General features: G+C 71.4%; 21 protein-coding genes. 10 read left to right on the top strand and 11 right to left on the bottom strand.

The features are described 5' to 3' along the window. Nucleotides 1-151: 151 nt before the first annotated feature. Nucleotides 152-1,108, bottom strand: coding sequence for a TAXI family TRAP transporter solute-binding subunit (locus tag RA210_RS04045; protein ID WP_201485479.1), 957 nt, complete (start codon nt 1,106-1,108; stop codon nt 152-154). Between the two features lie 338 nt (nt 1,109-1,446). On the opposite strand from RA210_RS04045, the gene RA210_RS04040 reads away from it, so the two are divergent. Then, entirely contained in the window at nt 1,447-1,806 is a 360-nt protein-coding gene (locus RA210_RS04040; RefSeq protein ID WP_201485478.1) for a hypothetical protein, read from the top strand. A 40-nt stretch (nt 1,807-1,846) separates the two neighbouring features. On the opposite strand, the gene RA210_RS04035 is transcribed toward RA210_RS04040, so the two are convergent. Genes RA210_RS04035 through RA210_RS04025 form a run of 3 tightly spaced genes read right to left on the bottom strand, consistent with a single transcriptional unit; the run spans nt 1,847 to nt 5,867 of the window. Next, nucleotides 1,847-3,172 carry a sigma-54-dependent transcriptional regulator gene (locus RA210_RS04035; RefSeq protein WP_201485477.1) on the bottom strand — a complete coding sequence of 442 codons (1,326 nt, stop codon included), beginning with the start codon at nt 3,170-3,172 and terminating at the stop codon, nt 1,847-1,849. Between the two features lie 2 nt (nt 3,173-3,174). Beyond that, the gene (locus RA210_RS04030) at nt 3,175-4,956 is read right to left on the bottom strand and encodes a sensor histidine kinase (protein ID WP_201485476.1); all 1,782 of its coding nucleotides are present in this window, start codon (nt 4,954-4,956) and stop codon (nt 3,175-3,177) included. A gap of 2 nt (nt 4,957-4,958) precedes the next feature. Continuing rightward, nucleotides 4,959-5,867, bottom strand: a complete 909-nt coding sequence (locus RA210_RS04025; protein WP_201485475.1) for a LysR family transcriptional regulator — start codon at nt 5,865-5,867, stop codon at nt 4,959-4,961. A 166-nt stretch (nt 5,868-6,033) separates the two neighbouring features. Here RA210_RS04025 and RA210_RS04020 point away from each other — a divergent pair, with 166 nt between their 5' ends. Next, nucleotides 6,034-7,215 carry an acyl-CoA dehydrogenase gene (locus RA210_RS04020; protein ID WP_201485474.1) on the top strand — a complete coding sequence of 394 codons (1,182 nt, stop codon included), beginning with the start codon at nt 6,034-6,036 and terminating at the stop codon, nt 7,213-7,215. A 153-nt stretch (nt 7,216-7,368) separates the two neighbouring features. Beyond that, entirely contained in the window at nt 7,369-8,592 is a 1,224-nt protein-coding gene (locus RA210_RS04015) for a CaiB/BaiF CoA transferase family protein (RefSeq protein WP_201485473.1), read from the top strand. A gap of 57 nt (nt 8,593-8,649) precedes the next feature. Here RA210_RS04015 and RA210_RS04010 read toward each other — a convergent pair whose 3' ends face one another. Beyond that, on the bottom strand, nt 8,650-9,021 hold the full coding sequence (locus RA210_RS04010) for a DOPA 4,5-dioxygenase family protein (RefSeq protein ID WP_201485472.1): 372 nt from the start codon (nt 9,019-9,021) through the stop codon (nt 8,650-8,652). Between the two features lie 109 nt (nt 9,022-9,130). Here RA210_RS04010 and RA210_RS04005 point away from each other — a divergent pair, with 109 nt between their 5' ends. Next, entirely contained in the window at nt 9,131-10,690 is a 1,560-nt protein-coding gene (locus RA210_RS04005) for a SulP family inorganic anion transporter (protein WP_201485471.1), read from the top strand. A gap of 34 nt (nt 10,691-10,724) precedes the next feature. Here RA210_RS04005 and aroE read toward each other — a convergent pair whose 3' ends face one another. Both aroE and hemF read right to left on the bottom strand, forming a co-directional pair. After that, nucleotides 10,725-11,543, bottom strand: a complete 819-nt coding sequence (aroE, locus tag RA210_RS04000; protein ID WP_201485470.1) for a shikimate dehydrogenase — start codon at nt 11,541-11,543, stop codon at nt 10,725-10,727. Nucleotides 11,544-11,628: 85 nt separating this feature from the next. After that, nucleotides 11,629-12,537: an oxygen-dependent coproporphyrinogen oxidase gene (hemF, locus tag RA210_RS03995; RefSeq protein ID WP_201485469.1), complete on the bottom strand. Its 909-nt coding sequence runs from the start codon at nt 12,535-12,537 to the stop codon at nt 11,629-11,631. 156 nt (nt 12,538-12,693) lie between these two features. Between hemF and RA210_RS03990 the strand changes: the two genes are divergently transcribed. Next, a complete protein-coding gene (locus RA210_RS03990) occupies nt 12,694-13,668 on the top strand; it encodes a quinone oxidoreductase family protein (RefSeq protein WP_201485468.1) in 975 nt (324 codons plus the stop codon). A gap of 155 nt (nt 13,669-13,823) precedes the next feature. Next, nucleotides 13,824-14,036 carry a hypothetical protein gene (locus RA210_RS03985; RefSeq protein WP_136491372.1) on the top strand — a complete coding sequence of 71 codons (213 nt, stop codon included), beginning with the start codon at nt 13,824-13,826 and terminating at the stop codon, nt 14,034-14,036. Here the strand turns inward: RA210_RS03985 and RA210_RS03980 are convergent, their stop codons facing one another. The 4 genes from RA210_RS03980 to RA210_RS03965 all read right to left on the bottom strand — a co-directional run bounded on the left by RA210_RS03980 (nt 14,037) and on the right by RA210_RS03965 (nt 17,823). Beyond that, nucleotides 14,037-14,879, bottom strand: a complete 843-nt coding sequence (locus RA210_RS03980) for a helix-turn-helix domain-containing protein (RefSeq protein WP_201485467.1) — start codon at nt 14,877-14,879, stop codon at nt 14,037-14,039. A 69-nt stretch (nt 14,880-14,948) separates the two neighbouring features. Then, complete coding sequence (locus RA210_RS03975; protein ID WP_136491370.1) at nt 14,949-15,506, bottom strand: L-threonylcarbamoyladenylate synthase; 558 nt, start codon at nt 15,504-15,506, stop codon at nt 14,949-14,951. An 81-nt stretch (nt 15,507-15,587) separates the two neighbouring features. Continuing rightward, nucleotides 15,588-16,700 carry a DNA-processing protein DprA gene (gene dprA, locus RA210_RS03970; protein ID WP_201485466.1) on the bottom strand — a complete coding sequence of 371 codons (1,113 nt, stop codon included), beginning with the start codon at nt 16,698-16,700 and terminating at the stop codon, nt 15,588-15,590. Nucleotides 16,701-16,800: 100 nt separating this feature from the next. Beyond that, nucleotides 16,801-17,823 (bottom strand): LysM peptidoglycan-binding domain-containing protein, encoded by a 1,023-nt coding sequence (locus RA210_RS03965; RefSeq protein WP_136490043.1) that lies wholly within the window; start codon nt 17,821-17,823, stop codon nt 16,801-16,803. 140 nt (nt 17,824-17,963) lie between these two features. Between RA210_RS03965 and def the strand changes: the two genes are divergently transcribed. From def to trkA, 4 genes are read left to right on the top strand one after another with little or no spacing between them, the layout of a single operon-like run. Further along, nucleotides 17,964-18,473 carry a peptide deformylase gene (gene def, locus RA210_RS03960; RefSeq protein WP_201485465.1) on the top strand — a complete coding sequence of 170 codons (510 nt, stop codon included), beginning with the start codon at nt 17,964-17,966 and terminating at the stop codon, nt 18,471-18,473. Between the two features lie 50 nt (nt 18,474-18,523). After that, nucleotides 18,524-19,465, top strand: coding sequence for a methionyl-tRNA formyltransferase (gene fmt / locus RA210_RS03955; RefSeq protein ID WP_201485464.1), 942 nt, complete (start codon nt 18,524-18,526; stop codon nt 19,463-19,465). Continuing rightward, nucleotides 19,465-20,802 carry a 16S rRNA (cytosine(967)-C(5))-methyltransferase RsmB gene (gene rsmB, locus RA210_RS03950; RefSeq protein WP_201485463.1) on the top strand — a complete coding sequence of 446 codons (1,338 nt, stop codon included), beginning with the start codon at nt 19,465-19,467 and terminating at the stop codon, nt 20,800-20,802. The genes fmt and rsmB overlap by 1 nt, the downstream gene beginning before the upstream one ends. After that, nucleotides 20,799-22,172: a Trk system potassium transporter TrkA gene (gene trkA, locus RA210_RS03945; protein ID WP_201485462.1), complete on the top strand. Its 1,374-nt coding sequence runs from the start codon at nt 20,799-20,801 to the stop codon at nt 22,170-22,172. The genes rsmB and trkA overlap by 4 nt, the downstream gene beginning before the upstream one ends. Nucleotides 22,173-22,199: the final 27 nt, after the last annotated feature.

Raw genomic sequence — 22,199 nt, 5'->3', positions numbered from 1 at the left:
GGAAATCGGAAGGGACGAGAGCCGCCAACAAAACCTGCCGCGAGCGTTCACGCTGGCTTTGCTGGCACCTCTGCGGGCGGGCGGCGGGCGCAAGGCCCGCGGCCATGCACCGGCGGAGCGCCGCTGGCGGCGCCCCGACCGGCTCGGCGCCTTACTGGAGCACGCCGGCTTCCTTGTAGAAGCGCTCGGCGCCCGGGTGCAGCGGAATCGGCAGGTTCTGCGTGGCGGTCTGCAGCTGGATGTCCTTGGCCGCCGAGTGCGAGGAGGCCAGCCGGCCGAGGTTGTCGAACATCAGCTTGGTCATCTGGTAGGCCACCTCGTCGGAGACCTTGTCGTGGGTGACCAGGATGTTGGTGATCGCCACGGTCGGCACGTCCTCGCTCTGGCCGTCGTAGGTGCCGGCCGGAATCATCCTGGCCTGGTAGGCCGGGCTGCCGATCTTCGCCACCACCTCCGCCGGCACGCCGATGAAGTTCAGCGGCATCACCGACGACAGGTCGCGGATCGCCGCCATGCCCAGGCCCGAGGACTGCAGGGTGGCGTCCAGCTGGCGGTTCTTGATCAGCTCCACCGACTCGGCGAAGGGCAGGAACTCGACCTTGCCCATGTCCTCGTAGGACAGCCCGGCGGCCTTGAAGATGGCCCGCGCGTTCAGCTCGGTGCCGGACTTGGCGGCACCGACCGAGATGCGCTTGCCCTTGAGGTCCGCCAGGGTCTTGATGCCGGATTCGGCGCTGGCGACGATCTGGATGTAGTTCGGGTAGGTGCCGGCGATGGCGCGCAGCCTGGTCAGCGGCGCCTTGAAGCCGGCGTCCGCGACGCCCTTCCAGGCATCATCCACCGAGTCGGCCAGCGAGAAGCCCAGCTCGCCGCGCCCGGCCTGCAGCAGGTTGAGGTTCTCCACCGAGGCCTTGGTGGCCTGCACCGAGGTCTTCGAGCCGTCGATGCCGGTGCTGTACACCTGCGACAGCGCCACGCCCACCGGGTAGTACACCCCGCTGGTGCCACCGGTGAGGACGTTGATGAAGGTCGGCGCGGCGAGGCTGGCGGTGCTGGCAGTCAGGGCGGCGGCAGCGGCGAACAGGCCGAGGCGTTTGCTCAGGGTCATGGCGTATCTCCGTCTTTGTTGTGCTTGTTCTTGGAATGGTCCGGACGGGCGAGGGGGCGCGCCGGCCGGGTGCAGTCACATTGCAGACGGCGTGCCAGATGGGTGGATGGCTCTGGGATGGGGGTTGGCGGGGAATGGGCGAGGAGGGATCGGCGGATTCTTGCCGGTGATGACCGGGCTCTCGGCAAGAATCCGCCGATCTCCGGACGCGCCGCTCGCCGCGGCCGACCAGCGACGATTGCCGACCCAGCCCCGGCAACTATGGTTGATCCATGGTGACCGTCGGGAAAGGCCGGCGGGCGCAACAGACCAATTCGAATTGCGAGGTGACCATGCCGATGAAACGACTACTGCTAATGACCGCCCTGGCCGGGACGCTGTGCACCGGCCAGGCCATGGCCGAAACCCGGGAGAGGGCCCAGGATCAGGTCCGCGACCAAACGCAGCAGCAGATTCAGGAGAGGACGCAGAGCCAGGAGCGTGTCTATGGCAGCCAGCTGATGACACCCGAGGAGCGGCTGGAATACCAGAACCGCATGCGCAACACGACGACCGCCGAAGAGCGCGAGCGGCTGCGCCTGGAGCATCACCAGCAGATGCAGGAACGAGCCAAGTCGCGGGGCATGACCTTGCCGGACATGCCTGCGGGCATGGGACCTGGTGGCGGCATGGGACCGGGCGGCGGCAGGGGCCGCTGAGCCTGCGCTGCGAAGGGGGGGCGCCTCAGCGCTCCACCTCCTATCCCTCAACGAACTCCCCGCGACTGATCCCATGCCGCTGCATCTTCTCGTTCAGCGTCCGCCGCGGCAGCTGCAGCAGGGCCATGGCCTCGGCGATGTTGCCGCGGCATTGCTGCAGGGCCTGGCGCAGGCACTGGGCCTCGAAGGCGTCGAGCTGCTCGGCCAGCGACTGGCCGGGGCCGCTGGTCGCCGGGGCGCGGCCGAGGCCAAGGACGTGGCGTTCGGCGGCATTGGCCAGTTCGCGCACGTTGCCCGGCCAGTCGTGGGTCAGCAGGCGCGCCAGATCGGCGGCGGTGAGCGGGCGCGGCTCGCGGCCGTGGCGGGTGGCGGCCTCGCGGGCGAAGTGGTTGAACAGCAGGGGGATGTCCTCGCGGCGCTCGCGCAGCGGCGGGATGTGCAGTTCGGCGATGTTGAGGCGGTAGAGGAGGTCCTCGCGGAAGCGTCCGGCGCGTACCTCGGCGGCCAGATCGGGCTTGACCGCACTGATCACCCGCAGGTCGACGGCGATGCTGCGGTTGGAGCCGAGGCGCTCCAGGCTCTTCTCCTGCAGCACGCGCAGCAGCTTGGCCTGCTGGGCCAGCGGCAGGCTCTCCACCTCGTCGAGGAACAGGCTGCCGCCGTCGGCGTGCTCGATGCGGCCGATGCGCTTGCCCTGGGCGCCGGTGAAGGCGCCGCTCTCGTGGCCGAACAGCTCGCTCTCGAACAGCTGCTCGGGGATCGCCGCGCAGTTGAGGGCGACGAAGGCCTTGTTCGCGCGCGGGCCGAAGTCGTGCAGGCAGCGCGCCACCCGCTCCTTGCCGCTGCCGGTCTCGCCGCGGATCAGCACGTTGACCGCGGTGGGCGCCAGTTCGAGGATCTGCCGGCGCAGCTCGACCATCGCCGGCGACACGCCGAGCAGTTGGCCCTCGATGCGTCCGCGCTCGCCCGCCTGGCGGCGCAGGGCGCGGTTCTCGCCGACCAGGCGGCGCTTGTCGAGGGCGCGCTGCAGGCTGGCGAGCAGGCGTTCGGGGGTGAAGGGCTTCTCGATGAAGTCGTAGGCGCCCTGGCGCATGGCCTCTACCGCCATCGGCACGTCGCCGTGGCCGGTGACCATGATCACCGGCAGCTCCGGGTCGAGCGCCTGCAGCTTCGCCAGCAGCACCAGGCCGTCCATGCCGGGCATGCGCACGTCGCTGACCACCACGCCGGGGAACTCGGCGTCGAGCAGCGCCAGCGCCTCCTCGGCGCGCGCGCAGGTGCGCACGGTGAGCCCGGACAGCTCCAGCCACTGCTGCACCGCCTCGCGGATCGGCGCCTCGTCGTCGATGAAGATGATCGGTTGCATGTTCACTCCTGCTGCGCTGCCGGCAGTGTACCCGGCGCCGCCACCGCCGGCAGGCGCAGGCTGAACAGCGCTCCGTCGCCGGCGTTGCGCGCCTCGAGCTGGCCGCCCAGCTCGCGGACGATGCCGTAGGACACGGCGAGGCCGAGGCCCAGGCCGTCGCCCACCGGCTTGGTGGTGAAGAACGGCTCGAACACCCGCGCCAGCGCCTCGGCGGGGATGCCGCCGCCGCTGTCGGCGACGGTCAGCAGCCAGTCGCCGCCGTCGCGGCGCAGGTCGATGCGCAGCTCGCGCACCTCCTTGTCCACCATGGCGTCGAGGGCATTGTGCAGCAGGTTGACCAGCACCTGCTCGAGACGGATGGCGTCGCCCTCCACCCAGGCCTCGGCATTGCGCTGGCGCAACACCAGCACCTGGTCCTGGCGGATGCGCGGCTCGAGCAGCAGCAGGGCATGGTCGACCGCGCTGTCCGGCTGCAGGCGCTCGCGCAGGCCGCCGGGGCTGTTGCGGGCGAAGGTCTTCAGGTGGCCGGTGAGCGCGGCCATGCGGGTGAGCAGGCCGTCGATGCGCGAAAGGCAGGTCTGCACCGCGGTGGCATCGTTGCGCGCCAGCAGCAGGCCGAGACTGCCGAGCTGCATGCGCATGGCGGTCAGCGGCTGGTTGATCTCGTGGGCCATGGCGGCGGACATCTGCCCCAGCGCGGCCATCTTGGCCGCCTGCACCAGCTCGTCCTGGGCCTGGCGCAGCTCGACGGTGCGCGCCTCGACCAAGCGTTCCAGCTCGGCGCGCGAGCGCTGGCGCAGGCGGCGGTTCTTCTGCTTCTGGCCGAGGAACAGCAGCAGGAAGGCCAGCGCCAGCCAGGCGCCGCCGGCGGCGAGGCCAGCGCTGCGCACCGTGGCGTCCGCCGCGCCGGCATCGTGCAGCAGGTGCAGGGTCCAGTCGTCCTCGACCAGCGCCTGGCGCAACCACAGGTAGTCGTGGCGGCCGTCCGGGCCGTCGACGCGCTGCAGCACGGCGCCCTCGTCGAGTTGGCGCAGCGGCTGCAGGTGCAGCGGCTGCAGAGTCTCGCCGGCGTACTTGCGGGCGTCCGGCGGCTGCAGCGGACGGTCGCCCGGCTCGCCCTGCAGGTGGCGGAAGCGCCAGGCCGGGCGGTTGGCGAGGATCACCACGCCGTGGCGGTCGGTGACCAGCAGGGTGCCCGGCTGGCCGACCCAGCCACGCTGCAGCTCCTCCATCTCCAGCTTGAGCGCCACCACGCCGAGCGGCGTGCCGTCGTCGTCGCGCACCAGCCGGGAGAGGAAGTAGCCGGGCACCCCGGTGGTCACGCCGACCGCGAAGTAGCGGCCGCTGCCCAGGCGCAGGGCGTCCTGGAAGTAGGGGCGGAAGGCGTAGTTGTTGCCGACGAAGCTGGTCGGATCGTCCCAGTTGCTGGCGGCGATGGTCTCGCCGCGGGCGTCGAGGACGTAGAGCATCGCCGAGCCGGCCTCGGCATTGAGGCGCTGCAGGCGCCGGTTGAGCAGCTGGCGCTGCCGCGGGTCGTCGCCGGCGCGCAGGGTGGCCTGCACCTCGCCGTCGTGGGCGACGATCGCCGGCACCGCGCGGTAGCGCTCGACCAGGATGCGCAGCGACTGGGCGTACAGCTCCAGCTGGTTGTGCGCCTCGACGCTGCGCTCCTGCCACTGGCGGCTTTCCGCAGCGCGCCCGGCCAGCCAGACGCTGAGGCCCAGGCCGGCGAGGATCAGCAGCAGGACGAGGAGCACGCGCTGGCCGGATGAGGTCGGCGGCATGCTCACTCCAGGCCGTGCTCGCGGCGGTAGGCCTGCGCCTGCTCGAGCAGCCAGTCGCGGAAGGCGCGCAGCGCCGCCGACTCGGCCTTGCGCTCGGGGACGATCAGGTAGTAGGCCTTGTCGCTCAGGTAGGCGTGCTGCAAGGGCACGATCAGGCGGCCCTCGGCCAGCTCGCGCTGGATCAGCAGCGGCGGGATCAGCGCCACGCCCATGCCGTGCATGGCGGCCTGGGCGAGCATGGAGAACAGCTCGTAGCGCGGCCCGCGCATGTCGCCCTCGATCTGCAGGCCGAGCGAGCCGAACCACTGGCGCCAGGCGTAGGGCCGGGTGGTCTGCTGCAGCAGCGGCAGGGCGGCAATCTCACGGGCATTGAGCGTGTACTGCGGGGCGATCAGCTCGGGGCTGCACACCGGCACCGGGTTCTCGCGCATCAGGAAGTCGGCGGCGGTGCCCGGCCAGTCGGCGTCGCCGAAGTACAGCGCGGCGTCGAACTCGGTGTCGGCGAACAGGAACGGCCGGGTACGGTTGGTCAGGTTGACGGTGACCTCGGGGTGCAGGCGCTGGAAGTCCTTGAGGCGCGGCAGCAGCCACTGGGTGGCGAAGGTCGGCACCACGGCCAGCTCCAGGCTGGTGCTGCCCTGCTGGCCCATCACCGCCAGGGTGTCGCGCTCCACCGCGTCGAGCTGGGCGGCGATGCGCCGGCCGTAGGACAGCCCCTCCTCGGTCAGGCGCACGCCGCGGCGGGTACGGCGGAACAGCTCGACACCGAGGAACGCCTCCAGCGCGGCGATCTGCCGGCACACCGCGCTCTGGGTCAGCGCCAGCTCCTCGGCGGCCTTGGTGAAGCTCTGGTGGCGCGCCGCCGACTCGAAGGCGACCAGCGCGGCGGTGCTGGGGATCTTGCGACGCATGTGCGACAGGCTCACTGGCTGGGCTTTGCAAATGACTCTACAGCAGTCTCGGAGTGAGCGAACAGCACAACAGCGTGCGAATTCCTCGGTTGCCCATGGCGAGCCTTGCGGCCTAGGATCAGGACATCGCCCCAGCGCGCCACAACAACATTCGAGGATTGCACCCATGGCTGCCAACGCCCGCTTCAACTGGGAAGACCCGCTGCTGCTCGACCAGCAACTGACCGACGAGGAACGCATGGTGCGCGACAGCGCGCAGAAGTTCGCCGCCGACAAGCTGGCGCCGCGGGTGCTGGAAGCCTTCCGCCACGAGCACACCGACCCGGCGATCTTCCGCGAGATGGGCGAGACCGGCTTGCTCGGCGCGACCATCCCGGTCGAGTACGGCGGCAGCGGCCTCAACTACGTCTGCTACGGCCTGATCGCCCGTGAGGTGGAGCGCATCGACTCCGGCTACCGCTCGATGATGAGCGTGCAGTCCTCGCTGGTGATGGTGCCGATCAACGAGTTCGGCACTGAGGCGCAGAAGCAGAAGTACCTGCCCAAGCTGGCCAGCGGCGAGTGGATCGGCTGCTTCGGCCTGACCGAGCCGAACCACGGCTCCGACCCGGGCTCGATGATCACCCGCGCCAAGAAGGTCGACGGCGGCTACCGGCTGACCGGCAGCAAGATGTGGATCACCAACAGCCCGATCGCCGACGTGTTCGTGGTCTGGGCCAAGGACGACGCCGGCGACATCCGCGGCTTCGTGCTGGAGAAGGGCTGGCAGGGCCTGTCCGCCCCGGCGATCCACGGCAAGGTCGGCCTGCGCGCCTCGATCACCGGCGAGATCGTCATGGACAACGTGTTCGTGCCGGAAGAGAACATGTTCCCCGAGGTACGCGGCCTCAAGGGTCCGTTCACCTGCCTGAACTCGGCGCGCTACGGCATCGCCTGGGGCGCGCTGGGCGCCGCCGAGGCCTGCTGGCACACCGCCCGCCAGTACGTGCTGGACCGCCAGCAGTTCGGCCGTCCGCTGGCCGCCAACCAGCTGATCCAGAAGAAGCTGGCCGACATGCAGACCGAGATCACCCTCGCCCTGCAGGGCTGCCTGCGCCTGGGCCGGATGAAGGACGAGGGCACCGCGGCGGTGGAGATCACCTCGATCATGAAGCGCAACAGCTGCGGCAAGGCGCTGGACATCGCCCGCCTGGCGCGCGACATGCTCGGCGGCAACGGCATCAGCGACGAGTTCGGCGTGGCGCGGCATCTGGTCAACCTCGAGGTGGTCAACACCTACGAGGGCACCCACGACATCCACGCGCTGATCCTCGGCCGCGCGCAGACCGGCATCCAGGCGTTCTTCTGATCGCTCGCCACCCTGCGCCGTCGCGGGCGCAGGGTGCGCCGTCGCGGGCGCAGGGTGCGCCGTGCGCACCAGCAGCGCCATCCGCTGCGTACGGCGTCTGCCGCGCAATATCGCTCGCTATCCGGTGCGCATGGCGCACCCTACGGAGAATCCATGTCCGGTGCCCTGGCCAATATCCGCGTCCTCGACCTGTCCCGCGTGCTGGCCGGCCCCTGGGCCGGGCAGATGCTCGCCGACCTCGGCGCCGACGTCATCAAGGTGGAGCGCCCGGGCACGGGCGACGACACCCGCCACTGGGGCCCGCCGTTCCTCAGGGACGCCGAGGGCCGCGACACCCGCGAGGCGGCCTACTACCTGTGCGCCAACCGCAACAAGCGCTCGCTGACCGTCGACTTCACCCAGCCGGAAGGCCAGCGCCTGATCCGCGAGCTGGCGGCGCAGTCGGACGTGCTGCTGGAGAACTTCAAGGTCGGCGGCCTGGCCGCCTACGGCCTCGACTACGCGAGCCTGAAGGCGATCAACCCGCGGCTGATCTACTGCTCGATCACCGGCTTCGGCCAGCAGGGGCCCTACGCCCAGCGCGCCGGCTACGACTTCATGATCCAGGGCCTCGGCGGGCTGATGAGCCTGACCGGGCGCGCCGCCGACGAGGAGGGCGCCGGGCCGGTGAAGGTCGGCGTGGCGCTGACCGACATCCTCACCGGCCTGCACGCCAGCGTGGCGGTGCTCGCCGCGCTCAACCACCGCCACGCCAGCGGCGAGGGCCAGCATATCGACCTGGCCCTGCTCGACGTGCAGGTGGCCTGCCTGGCCAACCAGGCGCTGAACTACCTGACCACCGGCGTGGCGCCGCGCCGCCTGGGCAACGCCCACCCGAACATCGTGCCGTACCAAGATTTCCCCACCGCCGACGGCGACTTCATCCTTACCGTCGGCAACGACGGCCAGTTCCGCCGCTTCTGCGAGGTCGCCGGCCATCCGGAGTGGGCGGACGATCCGCGCTTCGCCAGCAACAGCGCGCGGGTCGCCCACCGCGGCGAGCTGATCCCGCTGATCCGCCAGGCCACGGTGTTCAGGACCACCGCCGAATGGGTCGCCGCGCTGGAGGAGGCCGGCGTGCCGTGCGGGCCGATCAACGACCTGGCGCAGGTGTTCGCCGACCCGCAGGTGCTGGCCCGCGGCATGCGGGTCGACCTGGCGCACCCGCTGGCCGGCAGCGCGCCCGGGGTGGCCAGCCCGCTGCGCCTGTCGGCCACCCCGGTGGAGTACCGCAACGCGCCGCCGCTGCTCGGCGAGCACACCGAAACCATTCTGGCCGAGCGCCTGGGCCTGGACGGCGAGACGATCGCCGGCCTGCGCGCGCGCGGCGTCATCTGAGCGTCGATCCCACCCTCGGGATTGTCTTGCCGGGCCCTGTGCCCGGCTTTTTTACGTTCAGAGGTCGTAGACCATCGAGTTCTCCGGCAGCACGGAGAGGTCCAGCGGCCGCACGCTGCCGAGCCAGACGGCACGGTCGCGGTGGTCGGCGAGATCCTCGCCGGTGATCGGATGGGCGAACACGGTGAGACCGCCGCGGTTGAGCGCCAGCCACGGCAGCACCGCGGCGAACAGCTCGGCGCGGAAAGCCAGCTGGCAGCTCCAGTCCGGATGCGGGCCGACCGGCCGCTCGTGGACGCGGCCCATCTTCAGGCCGGGAAAGCGCGCGGCCGCCGCCTCGCAGAGCGTGCGGGCCTGTTCGAGGGTCTGCGCGTCGAAGTAGACGTGGGCGTGCCAGCCGCGGATCGCGGCGGGGTCGAGTTCGTGCATGGCGAGGCCTTCCTGGTTGTCGGGCGAGGCCCATGATAGCCCGGACGGGCCGGCGCGGCGCCGATCCGCTACCCTGTGGCCAATCCCCATCCGTCCGTCTCGAGGTCCCATGCCCCATCGCTACAGCCTGCTGCCGTTCCTGCGCTGGCTGCCACAGGTCTCCGTGCACAGCCTCGGCCGCGACGCCCTGGTCGGCCTGACCGGCGCCATCCTCGCCCTGCCGCAGTCGATCGCCTACGCGCTGATCGCCGGGCTGCCGGCCGAATACGGCCTGTACGCCGCGGTGGTGCCGGTGATCGTCGCCTGCCTGTGGGGCTCGTCGCTGCACCTGATCGGCGGGCCGACCGCCGCCGTGTCGGTGGTGATCTTCGCCAGCGTCAGCCCGCTGGCCGCGCCGGGCAGCCCGGACTACGTCGCTCTGGTGCTGCTGCTGAGCTTCCTCGCCGGACTGTTCCAGTGGCTGCTCGGCCTGCTGCGCTTCGGCGCGCTGGTCAACTTCATCTCGCAGTCGGTGCTGCTCGGCTTCACCCTCGGCGCCGCGCTGGTGATCGCCCTCGGCCAGGTGCCCAACCTGCTCGGCCTCGACCTGCCCGGCCAGGCCACCGCGCTGAAGGGCGCCCTGGTGCTCGGCGAACACCTGCGCGAGGCGCACTGGCCGTCGCTGGCGGTGGCGACGCTGACCCTCGGCGTGGCGCTCGGCGTGCGCCGGCTGTGGCCGCGCCTGCCGGCGCTGCTGCTGGCGATCCTGGTCGGCAGCCTGGCGGCCTGGCTGCTGCCGGTGTTCGCCACGGTGCCGACGGTCGCCGCCTTCGCCGGGCGCCTGCCGCCGTTCACCCCGCTGCAGTTCGAGCTGGACAGCGTGCTGGACCTGCTGCCGACGGCGGTGGCCCTCGGCCTGCTCGGCCTGGTCACCAGCCTGTCGATCGCCCGCGCCCTGGCCCAGCAGTCGCAGCAGCCGCTCGAGGTGGACACCGAGGTGCGCGGCCAGGGCCTGGCCAACATGGTCGGCCCCTGGTTCGCCGGCTACCTGTCGGCCGGCTCGTTCACCCGCTCGGCGCTCAACCAGCAGTCCGGGGCACTGACCCCGCTGGCCGGGGTGTGCTCGGCGCTGTGGGTGGCGCTGTTCACCCTGGGCGGCGCGGCGCTGATCGCCCACATCCCGCTGCCGGCGATGGCCGCGGTGATCCTGCTGATCTGCTGGGGGCTGGTCGACCTGGCGGGGCTGCGCGCGCTGTGGCGGGTCAGCCGTGCGGAGTTCGCGGTGATGGCGCTGACCTGCGCGGCCACCCTGCTGCTCGAGCTGCAGACGGCGATCTACGCCGGAGTGCTGGCCTCGCTGCTGTTCTACCTCAAGCGCACCTCGCAGCCGCGCCTGCAGCGCTGGCAGGAGGGCGACCACGAGGTGCTGGGCATCGAGGGCTCGATCTTCTTCGGCGCCTGCGCCTACCTGCAGCGGCACATCCAGGCCAGCCGGGCGCCGCGCCTGGTGCTGGACGCCCACTACGTCAACTTCATCGACTACGCCGGGGTGGTGATGCTGCACCAGGAGGCGCGCCGCCTGCGCCTGCAGGAGCGCGAGCTGGTGCTGCGCCGGGCACGCCCGCAGGTGCGCGAGGAGCTGCTCAAGCTGGAGGGGGCCGAGGGTTGCCCGCTGAGCTTCGAGGATTGACGGGAGGGCGGGGCGCCATGGCGCCCCGCGGCGCTCAGGCCAGTTGCCGGCGCAGTTCGGCCAGCACCGGCGCCGAGTCGGGGCGCACGCCGCGCCAGACGAAGAACGCCTCGGCGGCCTGCTCGACCAGCATGCCCAGACCGTCCAGGGTGCGCTCTGCGCCGTGGGTCTGCGCCCAGCGGTTGAAGGCGGTCGGCTCCTTGGCGTACATCATGTCGTAGCAGACGGTATGGCCGGGGCGGATCAGGGTCGGCGAGATCGGCGGCAGCTCGCCGGCCAGGCTGGCCGAGGTGCCGTTGACGATCAGGTCGACCGGCGCGTCGATCCAGTCGAAGCCGCTGGCCACCACCGGGCCGAGGTCGGCGAACAGCCGCGCCAGCTCCTCGGCCTTCTCCACCGTGCGGTTGGCGATCACCAGCTCGGCCGGCCGCTCGGCCAGCATGGGCTCGAGCACGCCGCGCACCGCGCCGCCGGCGCCGAGCAGCAGGATGCGCTGGCCGCGCAGCCCGATGCCGGCGTTGACGGTGAGGTCGCGCACCAGGCCGGCGCCGTCGGTGTTGTCGCCGAGCAGGCGGCCGTCGTCGAGCTTCTTCAGGGTGTTCACCGCGCCGGCGCGGGCGGCGCGCTCGCTCAGGATATCGGCGAGGCGGAAGGCCTCCTCCTTGAACGGCACGGTGACGTTGGCGCCGCGGCCCTCGACGAAGAAGGCGCGGGCGAAGCCGGCGAAGTCGTCCAGCGGCGCCAGCAGCGCCTCGTAGCTCAGCGGCTCGCCGGTCTGCGCGGCGAACATCCGATGGATCAGCGGCGACTTGCTGTGGCCGATGGGGTTGCCGAACACGCAATAGCGGTCCATGGGAATCCTCGGGAAAGACGGAACTGTAGGGGCGAATTCATTCGCCCGGCTCGACGGCGACAGGCGAATGAATTCGCCCCTACGATCAGGCCAGCCAGTCGCGGTCGGTGAGGAAGTACTCGGTCAGCCGCGCCTCCTCGCTGCCCGGCTCGGGCTTCCAGTCGTAGCCCCAGCGCACCACCGGCGGCAGCGACATGAGGATCGACTCGGTGCGCCCGCCGGACTGCAGGCCGAACAGGGTGCCGCGGTCGAACACCAGGTTGAACTCAACGTAGCGGCCGCGGCGGTAGGCCTGGAACTCGCGCTGCGCCTCGGTGAACGGGGTGGCCTTGCGCTTCCTGACGATCGGCAGGTAGGCCTCGATGTAGGCGTCGCCCACCGCGCGGATGAAGGCGAAGCAGGTGTCGAAGTCCCATTCGTTGAGGTCGTCGAAGAACAGGCCGCCGATGCCGCGCGGCTCGCCGCGGTGCTTGAGGTGGAAGTAGCGGTCGCACCATTCCTTGTAGCGCGGGTAGACGTCGGCGCCGAACGGCTCGCAGGCGGCGCGCGCCACCCGGTGCCACTCGATGCAGTCTTCCTCGTGGGCGTAGTAGGGGGTCAGGTCGAAGCCGCCGCCGAACCACCACACCGGCTCCTCGCCGGGCTTCTCGGCGCAGAACAGGCGCACGTTGGCGTGCGAGGTGGGCACGTAGGGGTTTTCCGGGTGGATCACCAGCGACACGCCGAGGGCCTGGAAGCTGCGTCCGGCCAGCTCCGGGCGGTGGGCGCTGGCCGAGGGCGGCAGGCCGTCGCCGAACACGTGGGAGAAGTTGACCCCGCCCTTCTCGATCAGCGCGCCGTTCTCGATCACCCGGGTGCGGCCGCCGCCGCCGCCCGGACGCTCCCAGGCCTCCTCGCGGAAGCGCGCGCCACCGTCCTCGGCCTCGAGGGCGGCGCAGATGCGGTCTTGCAGGTCGAGCAGGTAGGCCTTCACGGCGGCGATACGGTCGGTCACTTTTCACCTCGGGTCCGGGTCTGCCGCACGGCCCCTGGCCGGCGGCGCAATCAGGCGGCAAGCATACCACCGCGTTTCGCGCCTCGCGCTTGACGCAGGCCATGGCGCAGGCTTGGATGGACGCCCTGTCGTTTTTCCCAAGGAGAATGCCCGGCCATGGCCAAACGCATCCAGCTCAGCCGCCACGGCGGCCCCGAAGTGCTCGAGTACGCCGCCTTCACTCCCGCCGCCCCCGGCCCGCGCGAGGTGCTGGTGCGCAACCACGCCATCGGCCTCAACTTCATCGACATCTACTACCGCAACGGCCTGTATCCGCTGGACCTGCCTTCGGGCCTGGGCAGCGAAGGCGCCGGGGTGGTCGAGGCGGTGGGCGCCGAGGTGCACGAATTCCAGGTCGGCGACCGGGTGGCCTACTGCACCGGCCCGCAGGGCTCCTACGCCGAACTGCATGTCCTGCCGGCCGACGTGCTGGTGCCGCTGCCGGACGGGGTGGGCTTCGAGCAGGCCGCCGCGGCGACCCTCAAGGGCCTGACCGTGCAGTACCTGCTGCGCCAGATCGGCCGGCTCGAGGGCGGCGAGACCATCCTGTTCCACGCCGCCGCCGGCGGCGTCGGCAGCCTGGCCTGCCAGTGGGCGAAAGCGCTGGGGGTGAAGCTGATCGGCACCGTGGGATCGGCCGAGAAGGCCGAGCGGGCCCGGGCGCTGGGCGCCTGGGCGACCATCGACTACAGCCGCGAGGACGTGCGTGCGCGGGTGCTGGAGCTGACCGACGGCGCCAAGTGCCCGGTGGTCTACGACTCGGTGGGCAAGGACACCTGGGAGATCTCGCTGGACTGCGTGGCCAGGCGCGGCCTCTTGGTCAGCTTCGGCAACGCCTCCGGGCCGGTCACCGGGGTCAACCTCGGCATCCTCTCGCAGAAGGGCTCGCTGTTCGTCACCCGGCCGACCCTGGCCGGCTACGCCGACACCCCCGAGCGCCTGCGCACCATGGCCGCCGAGCTGTATGCGCTGATCGCCGACGGCACCCTGCAGGTGGACATCGGCCGGCGCTACGCCCTGGCCGACGCCGGAGCGGCACAGGCCGCGGTGGCGGCGCGGCAGACCACCGGCTCGACCATCCTGCTGCCCTGAGGCAGGCGGCGGCGCGGCCGCCGCGCCGCCGTGACTCAGGTCACAAACGGTTAAACGCTCGCACCTGCGTACCACTAGAGTCCTTCGCCATCCCATCAAGGAACCGGCTGCCAGTCCCTCCCCGACCGGCAGCTTCGATCAGGCGGAGGTCCTGCATGTCCCAGTCCAACGATACCCCTGCGTTGGCGGCCGAGCGCCGCTCAGGCACCCTGCGCCAGTGGCGCTGGGCCTTCCACAAGGTCCGCAGCCTCGAGGCCGGCCTGTGCTGCGCGGCGTGGCGCGCCACGCGCTTCGCCCTGCTGGGCGACAGCGGACGCTTCTACACCAATAGCCGCGGCTGGACCCGCCTGCGTCATCCGCGCGACTGACTAGCCGGCCAGCGAGCAGTGCAGGTCCATGTGCTGCGCCTGGTCGAGGCTGACGACCGGCAGGCGCGGGTAGCACTCGAAGCCACCGGCCTGACCGAAGGACTCGCCGCTCCGAGCCAGCCAGCCATGCACCCGCGAACGCAGGCGAACGAGGCCTTCCGCGTAGCTGCAGTGGATGGAGAACACCACGAAGCGCGAGGGCGGCAGGCCGATGCGGTACCAGCCCGGCGGCGGCTCGCCAGCAGCGGCCGGTGCAGCGATCGCGCAGGCGTAGCGGATGCGCTCGGGCGGGGTGAACAGCGGATCGTCGTAGACCATGCCGAAGAAGGGACCTTCCGCCTGCAGGCCGGCGGCGGCCAGACGGGTGGCGAAATCCTGCCAGTGCTGCGGCACCAGCGGATAGGGGCCGACGTAGCGACAGGCCCACAGGCTACGCGCGGGCGCCTGCACGATGCGCGCCGGGATGGCGGCACCGATCTGCGCCGCCGGGCCTGCCAGCCCCTCGGCCGGCAGGCGGCGCAGCGACTGCGGCGGCATGCCCCAGCGGCGGGTGAAGGCCCGGGTGAACGCCTGCTGGCTGCCGAAGCCGAGACCGAGAGCTATCGACAACAGGCTCTCGCGCGTCAGCCTTACGCGTACCGCCGCCTTTTCCAGTTGCAGGTTCTGCAGGTAGTCGCGCAGGGTCATCCCGGTGTCGCGCTTGAACAGGCGCTGCAGCTGGAAACGGCTCAGGCCGAACGTGTCGGCCAGCGCCTGCACGCTCAGCGCGGCCCGCTCCTCGTCGCTGCCGTAGTGGATGCGCGTATCGATGAGCTGGACGACCTGCTGGATGCGCGGGTCCATGGCGTCTCTCCCTGATGCCTGCCAGTAGGACGCCAGCATGGCCAGCGCCGCGGCGCCGCGCAAGTCGCCTCAGGACGGACGGATCACCTGGCCGGTGCGCAGGTCGCGGATCAGGCTGGGGTTGCGGCGTCCGCCCAGCTCGCCGCCGAGCACGCCGTCGAGCGCCCCGCCGAAGTACTGCTCGACGCGCAGGCGGGTGCGCGCCGCCGGGCGGCCGGCCGGGTTGGCCGAGGTCGACACCAGCGGCCCGGTGTGTTCGCACAGCGCGCGCACCAGCGGATGGTCGCTGACCCGCAGCGCGACGCTGTCGTGCATCCCGCTGATCCACTCGGGCAGGCGGCCCTGGTGCGGCACCAGCCAGGTGTTCGGCCCCGGCCAGCTGAGTTCGAGCTCGGCGCGCCAGGCCCGCGGCAGGTCGTGCAGCAGGAAGTCGAACTGCGCCATGTCGGCGGCGACCAGGATCAGGCCCTTCTCCAGCGGCCGGTCCTTGAGCGCCAGCAGGCGCAGTACCGCCTGGGGATTCCACGGATCGCAGCCCAGCCCCCATACCGCTTCGGTGGGGTAGGCGATCACGCCCCCCTCGCGCACCACCCGCGCCGCCTGCTGCACCCGCCACTGCCCGACCATCGCCACCTCCGCATGCTGGAAAAACTGCGGCGCAGTGTATCCGCTCGGGCCGGCGATGGCAGTGGCTGACGACGGGCCGGGTCAGCCGCAGCACACCCAGCAGCCGCCCTCGCAGACGATGCGCCCGTCCAGCTCCAGTTCGGTGAGCTGGGCGAGCAGCTCGGGCAGGGCCAGGCCGCTGCTGATCGCCAGCGCCTCGCTGCTCTGCGGTTCGGCGCGCAGCAGGGCCAGCAGCGGATGGGCCGACTCGTCCGGTTCGCTGACCGGCCGGCGCGGCGCCGGCCGGGCCGCCACCCGCTGCCAGCCGCGCAAGGCCTCGAGGATGTCCTCGACCGTTTCCACCAGCAGGGCGCCCTCGCGGATCAGCTGGTGGCAGCCGCGTGCGCCGGGGTGGTGGATCGAGCCGGGGATGGCGAATACCTCGCGGCCCTGTTCGGCGGCCAGCCGCGCGGTGATCAGCGAACCGCTGGAGGGGCTGGCCTCGACCACCAGCACGCCGAGCGCCAGGCCGCTGATGATGCGGTTGCGCCGCGGGAAATTGCCGGCCTGCGGCGGCGTGGCCAGCGGCAGCTCGGAGACCAGCGCGCCGCCCTCGGCGACGATGCGCGCGGCCAGGCCGGCATGCCGGCGCGGATACAGGCACTGCAGGCCGGTGCCGAGCACCGCCACGGTGGCGCCGCCGGCCGCCAGCGCGCCCTCGTGGGCCGCGCCGTCGATGCCCAGCGCCAGGCCGCTGGTGACCACGAAGCCGCCGCCGGCCAGGCTGCGGGCGAAGCATGCGGCGTTGTCCAGCCCCGGCCGGCTGGCGCGGCGACTGCCGACCAGCGCCAGCTGCGGGCGCTCGAGCAGGCCGGGGTCGCCGGCGACGAACAGCAGCGGCGGGGCATCGTGCAGCTCGGCGAGCAGGGCGGGGTAGACGGGATCGTCGAAGCCCAGCAGGTGCCGGGCGGGCTGCTCCAGCCAGGCCAAGGCGGCGGCGGCCTGCTCGCGCACCAGCGGGCTGCGCCGCGCCTCGGCGGCCTCCGCCGGCAGGCCGAGGGCGCGCCAGGCGGCTGCAGGAGCGGAGAGGGCGGCACTGGCCGAGCCGAAGGTGCTGATCAGCAGGCGGAAGCGCCGCGGACCGATCGCCGGCAGGCCGTGCAGGCGCAGGCGGGCTTCCAGTTCGGCCGGGGGCAGGGCGGCGGGGTAGGGCATGGCGATCATCCTTGATCGACGGCAGGACATCGGCCGGCGCGCATCCTGCGTCAGGCCAGAAACGCGAAGCCCCCGCAAGCGGGGGCTTCGTTCACGACGCTCAGGGGTTGCGCACCTTGTCGAGCACCGCCAGCGAACGGGTGGCGTTGAGCACCAGGCCATAGCTGAGCTTGTCGTAGGTACGGAACACCATCAGCAGGCCGGAGCGCTCGTCGGGGATCTTCACGCTCTCGCCGGTGATGCGGTCGCGCACCGTCTCGCCGGTCTTGTAGATCGCCAGCACGTTGCCTTCGGCGAGGCCGTCGCGGCGGCCCTTGTTGAGGGTGACCACGTCGAGCTGACCGACCTGGGTCACGCCGCGCGGCACGTCGAGGATCACCCCGTCGATCGGCTCGCTCGGCTCGCTGGGCACGAAGGTGGAGCTGATCGAGCGCTCCTCGGTGGGCAGCAGGCGGTCGCCCAGGCGCACTTCCTGGGTGGTACGGGTGAGGGCCAGGGTAGCGATGTCGCCTTCCTCGGCCACCACGTCGCCGCCGCCGATGTAGTCGGCGTTGATGCCGAGCACTTCCTTGGTCTGCGGGTCGCTGTAGGCCTTGCCCTGACGGTACAGGCCGTAGGCCTGCTCGCCGGTGAAGGCGCCGCGGGCATAGATGCGGTCGCCGGCGCCGCTGACCACGCGCTCGGCGTTGCCGGCCACCACGTAGGGCGCCTGGGACAGCTCGAGGTCGCTGTCGACGATGCGGTTGCTGAGCAGGAAGCTGTTGATCTTTTCCAGCGGGATGGTCGGGATCGCCTCGGCCATCGGCGTGCTGCGCACGTGTGGCGACAGCTTGACGGTACCGCGCGAGGCGCCGCGGTCGAGGACGATGCGCGGCTGGCCGTCGACCCAGGTCAGGCTCAGCACGTCGCCCGGGTAGATCAGGTGCGGATTCTGCACCTGCGGGTTGGCCTGCCAGATCTCCGGCCACTTCCACGGCTGGCGCAGGAACTTGCCGGAGATATCCCACAGGGTATCGCCGCGCGCCACCGTGTAGGTCTGCGGATGGCCGTCCCTGAGCTGGACCTCGGCCTGCGCCAGACCGCCAGCCGCCAGCAGCAGCAGGGCGACTAATGATTTCCTCATGAGGTGAATCCCTTTATCATGTGCCGACACGGGAAACGTGCGCCGGCCGGCGAAATACGCGGCCTCAAGCCGTTTTTCGAGCTGCCGGGCATCTTATCAGCCGGTTTTCGATTTATTCCACAAGTGCATCACAAACGCATATGGCGATCCTGAACATTCTCGAGTTCCCCGATCCGCGCCTGCGCACCCTCGCCAAGCCGGTGGAGGTGGTCGACGACGCCCTGCGCCAGCTGATCGACGACATGTTCGAGACCATGTACGCCGCCCCCGGCATCGGCCTGGCGGCGACCCAGGTCAACGTGCACAAGCGCCTGGTGGTGATGGACCTGTCCGAGGACAAGAGCGCGCCGCAGGTGTTCATCAACCCCGAACTGGAACCGCTGACCGCGGACCTCGGCCCCTACCAGGAAGGCTGCCTCTCCGTCCCCGGCTTCTACGAGAACGTCGACCGTCCGCTCAAGGTGCGCATCAGGGCGCTGGACCGCGACGGCCAGCCGTTCGAGGAGATCGCCGAGGGCCTGCTCGCCGTGTGCATCCAGCACGAGTGCGACCACCTCAACGGCAAGCTGTTCGTCGACTACCTGTCCGGCCTCAAGCGCGACCGCATCAAGAAGAAGCTGGAAAAACAGCATCGCCTGCAGCACAACTGATTCACCGGAAGGCTTGCCCGCGGCAAGCCTTTTTTCTTGAGCGAGAGCCCATGAGCCAGCCCCTGCGCATCGTCTTCGCCGGTACCCCGGAATTCGCCGCTGTCCACCTCCAGGCCCTGCTCGACGCGGGCCTGACGCCGGTGGCGGTGTACACCCAGCCCGACCGCCCGGCCGGCCGCGGCCAGAAGCTGATGGCCAGCCCGGTCAAGCAGCTGGCCGCCACGCACGGCATCCCCGTCCTGCAGCCGCAGACCCTGCGCGATGCGGCGGCACAGGCCGAGCTGGCGGCGCTGCAGCCCGACCTGCTGGTGGTGGTGGCCTACGGCCTGATCCTGCCGCAGGCGGTGCTCGACATCCCGCCTCTCGGCTGCATCAACAGCCACGCCTCGCTGCTGCCGCGCTGGCGCGGCGCCGCGCCGATCCAGCGCGCGGTGCAGGCCGGCGACGCCGAGAGCGGCGTCACCGTGATGCAGATGGAGGCGGGCCTGGACACCGGGCCGATGCTGCTCAAGGTGACCACGCCGATCGCCGACGACGACACCGGCGGCAGCCTGCACGACCGCCTGGCCACGCTGGGCGCCGCCGCGGTGGTCGCGGCCATCCCGCAGCTGGCCGCCGGCACCCTGCACGGCGAGGTGCAGGACGACGCCCTGGCCACTTACGCGCACAAGCTCAACAAGGACGAGGCGCGCCTCGACTGGAGCCGTCCGGCCGTGGAGCTGGAACGCCTGGTGCGCGCCTTCAATCCCTGGCCGATCTGCCACACCACGCTCGGCGAGGCCGCGCTCAAGGTGTATGCCGCCGAAGTCGGTGAGGGGCAGGGCGCGCCCGGCACCATCCTCGCCGCCAGCCGCGACGGCCTGACCGTGGCCTGCGGCGCGGGCGCGCTGCGCCTGACCCGCCTGCAGCTGCCGGGCGGCAAGCCGCTGGGCTTCGCCGACCTGTACAACAGCCGCCGCGAGCAGTTCGCGCCCGGCCAGGTGCTGGTCTGATGGCCGTCGATCCGCGGCTGGCCGCCGCCCGCGCGCTCGGCGCCGTGCTGGCCGGCAAGGCCTCGCTGGGCAGCGCCCTGCCGGCGCAGCTGGACAAGGTCGAGCCGCGCGACCGCGGCCTGACCCAGGAGCTGGCTTTCGGCACCGCGCGCTGGCAGCCGCGCCTGTCCCTGCTCGCCGACAAGCTGCTGCAGAAGCCGTTCAAGGCCGCCGACACGGATCTCGAGGCGCTGCTGCTGGTCGGCCTGTACCAGCTGCTGTACACGCGCATCCCCGCCCACGCGGCGATCGGCGAAACGGTCGGCTGTGTCGACCGGCTGAAGAAGTCCTCGGCCAAGGGCCTGATCAACGCCGTGCTGCGCCGCGCCCAGCGCGAGGGCGAGGCACTGCTCGCCGAACTGGAGCGCGACCCGGCGGCGCGCACCGCCCACCCGCGCTGGCTGCAGAAGGCGCTCAAGGCGCACTGGCCGGCGGACTGGGAAGCCATCTGCGCCGCCAACAACAGCCATCCGCCGCTGACCCTGCGGGTCAACCGCCGCCACGGCTCGCGCGACGACTATCTCGCCGAGCTGGCCGCCGCCGGCATCGCCGCACGCGCCTGTCCGTTCAGCACGGATGGCGTGCAGCTGGCCAGCCCCTGCGACGTCACCACCCTGCCGGGCTTCGCCGAGGGCCGGGTCAGCGTGCAGGACGAGGCCGCCCAGCTGGCCGCCGAGCTGCTCGAACTCAAGCCCGGCCTGCGCGTGCTGGACGCCTGCTGCGCGCCCGGCGGCAAGACCTGCCACCTGCTGGAGACCGAGCCCTCGCTCAGCGTCACCGCCGTCGACCTGGAGGAGAGCCGCCTGGTGCGGGTGCGCGAGAACCTCGCGCGCCTGCAGCTGGACGCCCGCCTGGTCGCCGCCGACGCCCGCGCCGTCGACCAGTGGTGGGACGGCAAGCCCTTCCAGCGCATCCTGCTCGACGCGCCCTGCTCGGCGACCGGGGTGATCCGCCGCCACCCGGACATCAAGCTGACCCGCCAGGCCGATGACATCGCCGCGCTGGCCGCCCTGCAGGGCGAGCTGCTCGACGCCCTGTGGCCGACCCTCGAGGTCGGCGGCGTGCTGCTCTACGCCACCTGCTCGAGCCTGCCGACCGAGAACACCGAGGTGATCGGCGCCTTCCTCGCCCGCACCCCCGGCGCGCGCGAGCTGGACATCCCCGGCCCGTTCGGCGTCAGGCAGCCGCACGGCCGCCAGCTGCTGGCCCAGGTCGACGGCCACGACGGTTTCTACTACGCCAAGCTGATCAAGATCGCCGCCGCCCCCGCGCGCGCGCAAGGAGCAGTCACCGGATGAAGATCATCATTCTCGGCGCGGGGCAGGTCGGCGGCAGCCTGGCCGAGCACCTGGCCAGCGAGGCCAACGACATCACCGTGGTCGACACCGACGGCGACCGCCTGCGCGACCTGGGCGACCGCCTGGACATCCGCACCATCCAGGGCAAGGGCTCCTACCCGACGGTGCTGCGCCAGGCCGGCGCCGACGACGCCGACATGCTGGTGGCGGTGACCAACAGCGACGAGTCGAACATGATCGCCTGCCAGGTCGCCTACACCCTGTTCAACACGCCGACCAAGATCGCCCGGGTGCGCGAGGCGGCCTACCTGACCCGCGCCGGCCTGTTCGCCAACGAGGCGATCCCGGTCGACGTGCTGATCAGCCCCGAGCAGGTGGTGACCAACTACATCCGCCGCCTGATCGAATACCCCGGCGCCCTGCAGGTGCTCGACTTCGCCGAGGGCAAGGCCCAGCTGGTCGGCGTGCGCGCCTACTACGGCGGCCCGCTGGTCGGCCAGCAGCTCAAGCAGATCCGCGAGCACATGCCGACCATCGACGCCCGGGTGGCGGCCATCTACCGCCGCGACCGCGCCATCCTGCCGCAGGGCGACACGGTGATCGAGGCCGACGACGAGGTGTTCTTCATCGCCGCGCGCAGCCACATCCGCGCGGTGATGAGCGAGCTGCGGCGCATCGACGACGGCTACCGCAAGGTGGTGATCGCCGGCGGCGGGCACATCGGCGAGCGCCTGGCCGAGGCCATCGAGACCCGCTACCAGGTCAAGATCATCGAGATGAACGCGGCGCGCTGCCGCTACCTGTCCGACACCCTGGAAAGCACCATCGTCCTGCAGGGCAGCGCCAGCGACCGCGACCTGCTGGTCGAGGAGAACATCGCCGAGGCCGACCTGTTCCTCGCCCTGACCAACGACGACGAGGCCAACATCATGTCCTCGCTGCTGGCCAAGCGCCTCGGCGCGCGCAAGGTGATGAGCCTGATCAGCAACCCGGCCTACGTCGACCTGATCCAGGGCGGCGAGATCGACATCGCCATCAGCCCGCAGCAGGCCACCATCGGCACCCTGCTGACCCACGTGCGTCGCGGCGACATAGTCGCGGTGCACTCGCTGCGCCGCGGCGCCGCCGAGGCGATCGAGGCCATCGCCCACGGCGACGCGCGCTCGAGCAAGGTGGTCGGCCGCCGGGTCGCCGAGGTGCCGCTGCCGCCGGGCACCACCATCGGCGCCATCGTCCGCGACGAGGAAGTGCTGATCGCCCACGGCGAGACGCGCATCGAGTCGGGCGACCACGTGCTGCTGTTCCTGGTCGACAAGAAGCACATCCGCGACGTCGAGCGCCTGTTCCAGGCCGGCCTGACCTTCTTCTGAGCCCGGGTCGGCTGCGCCTGCGGGCGC

It is taken from the genome of Pseudomonas sp. OF001 (genome assembly GCF_904426495.1).
GTDB lineage: Bacteria > Pseudomonadota > Gammaproteobacteria > Pseudomonadales > Pseudomonadaceae > Geopseudomonas.
Note: the sequence above shows the minus strand (reverse complement) of the source record. Positions and strands in the feature narration are given on the sequence as shown.

Excerpts from the sequence above, each read along its gene's own strand:
- RA210_RS04020 (WP_201485474.1), top strand. The coding sequence starts at position 6,034 with ATGGCTGCCAACGCCCGCTTCAACTGGGAAGACCCGCTGCTGCTCGAC.
- RA210_RS04030 (WP_201485476.1), bottom strand. The coding sequence starts at position 4,956 with ATGCCGCCGACCTCATCCGGCCAGCGCGTGCTCCTCGTCCTGCTGCTG.
- RA210_RS03990 (WP_201485468.1), top strand. The coding sequence starts at position 12,694 with ATGGCCAAACGCATCCAGCTCAGCCGCCACGGCGGCCCCGAAGTGCTC.
- RA210_RS04045 (WP_201485479.1), bottom strand. The coding sequence starts at position 1,108 with ATGACCCTGAGCAAACGCCTCGGCCTGTTCGCCGCTGCCGCCGCCCTG.
- def (WP_201485465.1), top strand. The coding sequence starts at position 17,964 with ATGGCGATCCTGAACATTCTCGAGTTCCCCGATCCGCGCCTGCGCACC.
- fmt (WP_201485464.1), top strand. The coding sequence starts at position 18,524 with ATGAGCCAGCCCCTGCGCATCGTCTTCGCCGGTACCCCGGAATTCGCC.
- RA210_RS04025 (WP_201485475.1), bottom strand. The coding sequence starts at position 5,867 with ATGCGTCGCAAGATCCCCAGCACCGCCGCGCTGGTCGCCTTCGAGTCG.
- RA210_RS04040 (WP_201485478.1), top strand. The coding sequence starts at position 1,447 with ATGAAACGACTACTGCTAATGACCGCCCTGGCCGGGACGCTGTGCACC.
- aroE (WP_201485470.1), bottom strand. The coding sequence starts at position 11,543 with ATGGACCGCTATTGCGTGTTCGGCAACCCCATCGGCCACAGCAAGTCG.
- RA210_RS03985 (WP_136491372.1), top strand. The coding sequence starts at position 13,824 with ATGTCCCAGTCCAACGATACCCCTGCGTTGGCGGCCGAGCGCCGCTCA.
- rsmB (WP_201485463.1), top strand. The coding sequence starts at position 19,465 with ATGGCCGTCGATCCGCGGCTGGCCGCCGCCCGCGCGCTCGGCGCCGTG.
- trkA (WP_201485462.1), top strand. The coding sequence starts at position 20,799 with ATGAAGATCATCATTCTCGGCGCGGGGCAGGTCGGCGGCAGCCTGGCC.
- RA210_RS03965 (WP_136490043.1), bottom strand. The coding sequence starts at position 17,823 with ATGAGGAAATCATTAGTCGCCCTGCTGCTGCTGGCGGCTGGCGGTCTG.
- RA210_RS04035 (WP_201485477.1), bottom strand. The coding sequence starts at position 3,172 with ATGCAACCGATCATCTTCATCGACGACGAGGCGCCGATCCGCGAGGCG.
- RA210_RS04010 (WP_201485472.1), bottom strand. The coding sequence starts at position 9,021 with ATGCACGAACTCGACCCCGCCGCGATCCGCGGCTGGCACGCCCACGTC.
- RA210_RS04005 (WP_201485471.1), top strand. The coding sequence starts at position 9,131 with ATGCCCCATCGCTACAGCCTGCTGCCGTTCCTGCGCTGGCTGCCACAG.
- dprA (WP_201485466.1), bottom strand. The coding sequence starts at position 16,700 with ATGCCCTACCCCGCCGCCCTGCCCCCGGCCGAACTGGAAGCCCGCCTG.
- RA210_RS03980 (WP_201485467.1), bottom strand. The coding sequence starts at position 14,879 with ATGGACCCGCGCATCCAGCAGGTCGTCCAGCTCATCGATACGCGCATC.
- RA210_RS04015 (WP_201485473.1), top strand. The coding sequence starts at position 7,369 with ATGTCCGGTGCCCTGGCCAATATCCGCGTCCTCGACCTGTCCCGCGTG.
- RA210_RS03975 (WP_136491370.1), bottom strand. The coding sequence starts at position 15,506 with ATGGTCGGGCAGTGGCGGGTGCAGCAGGCGGCGCGGGTGGTGCGCGAG.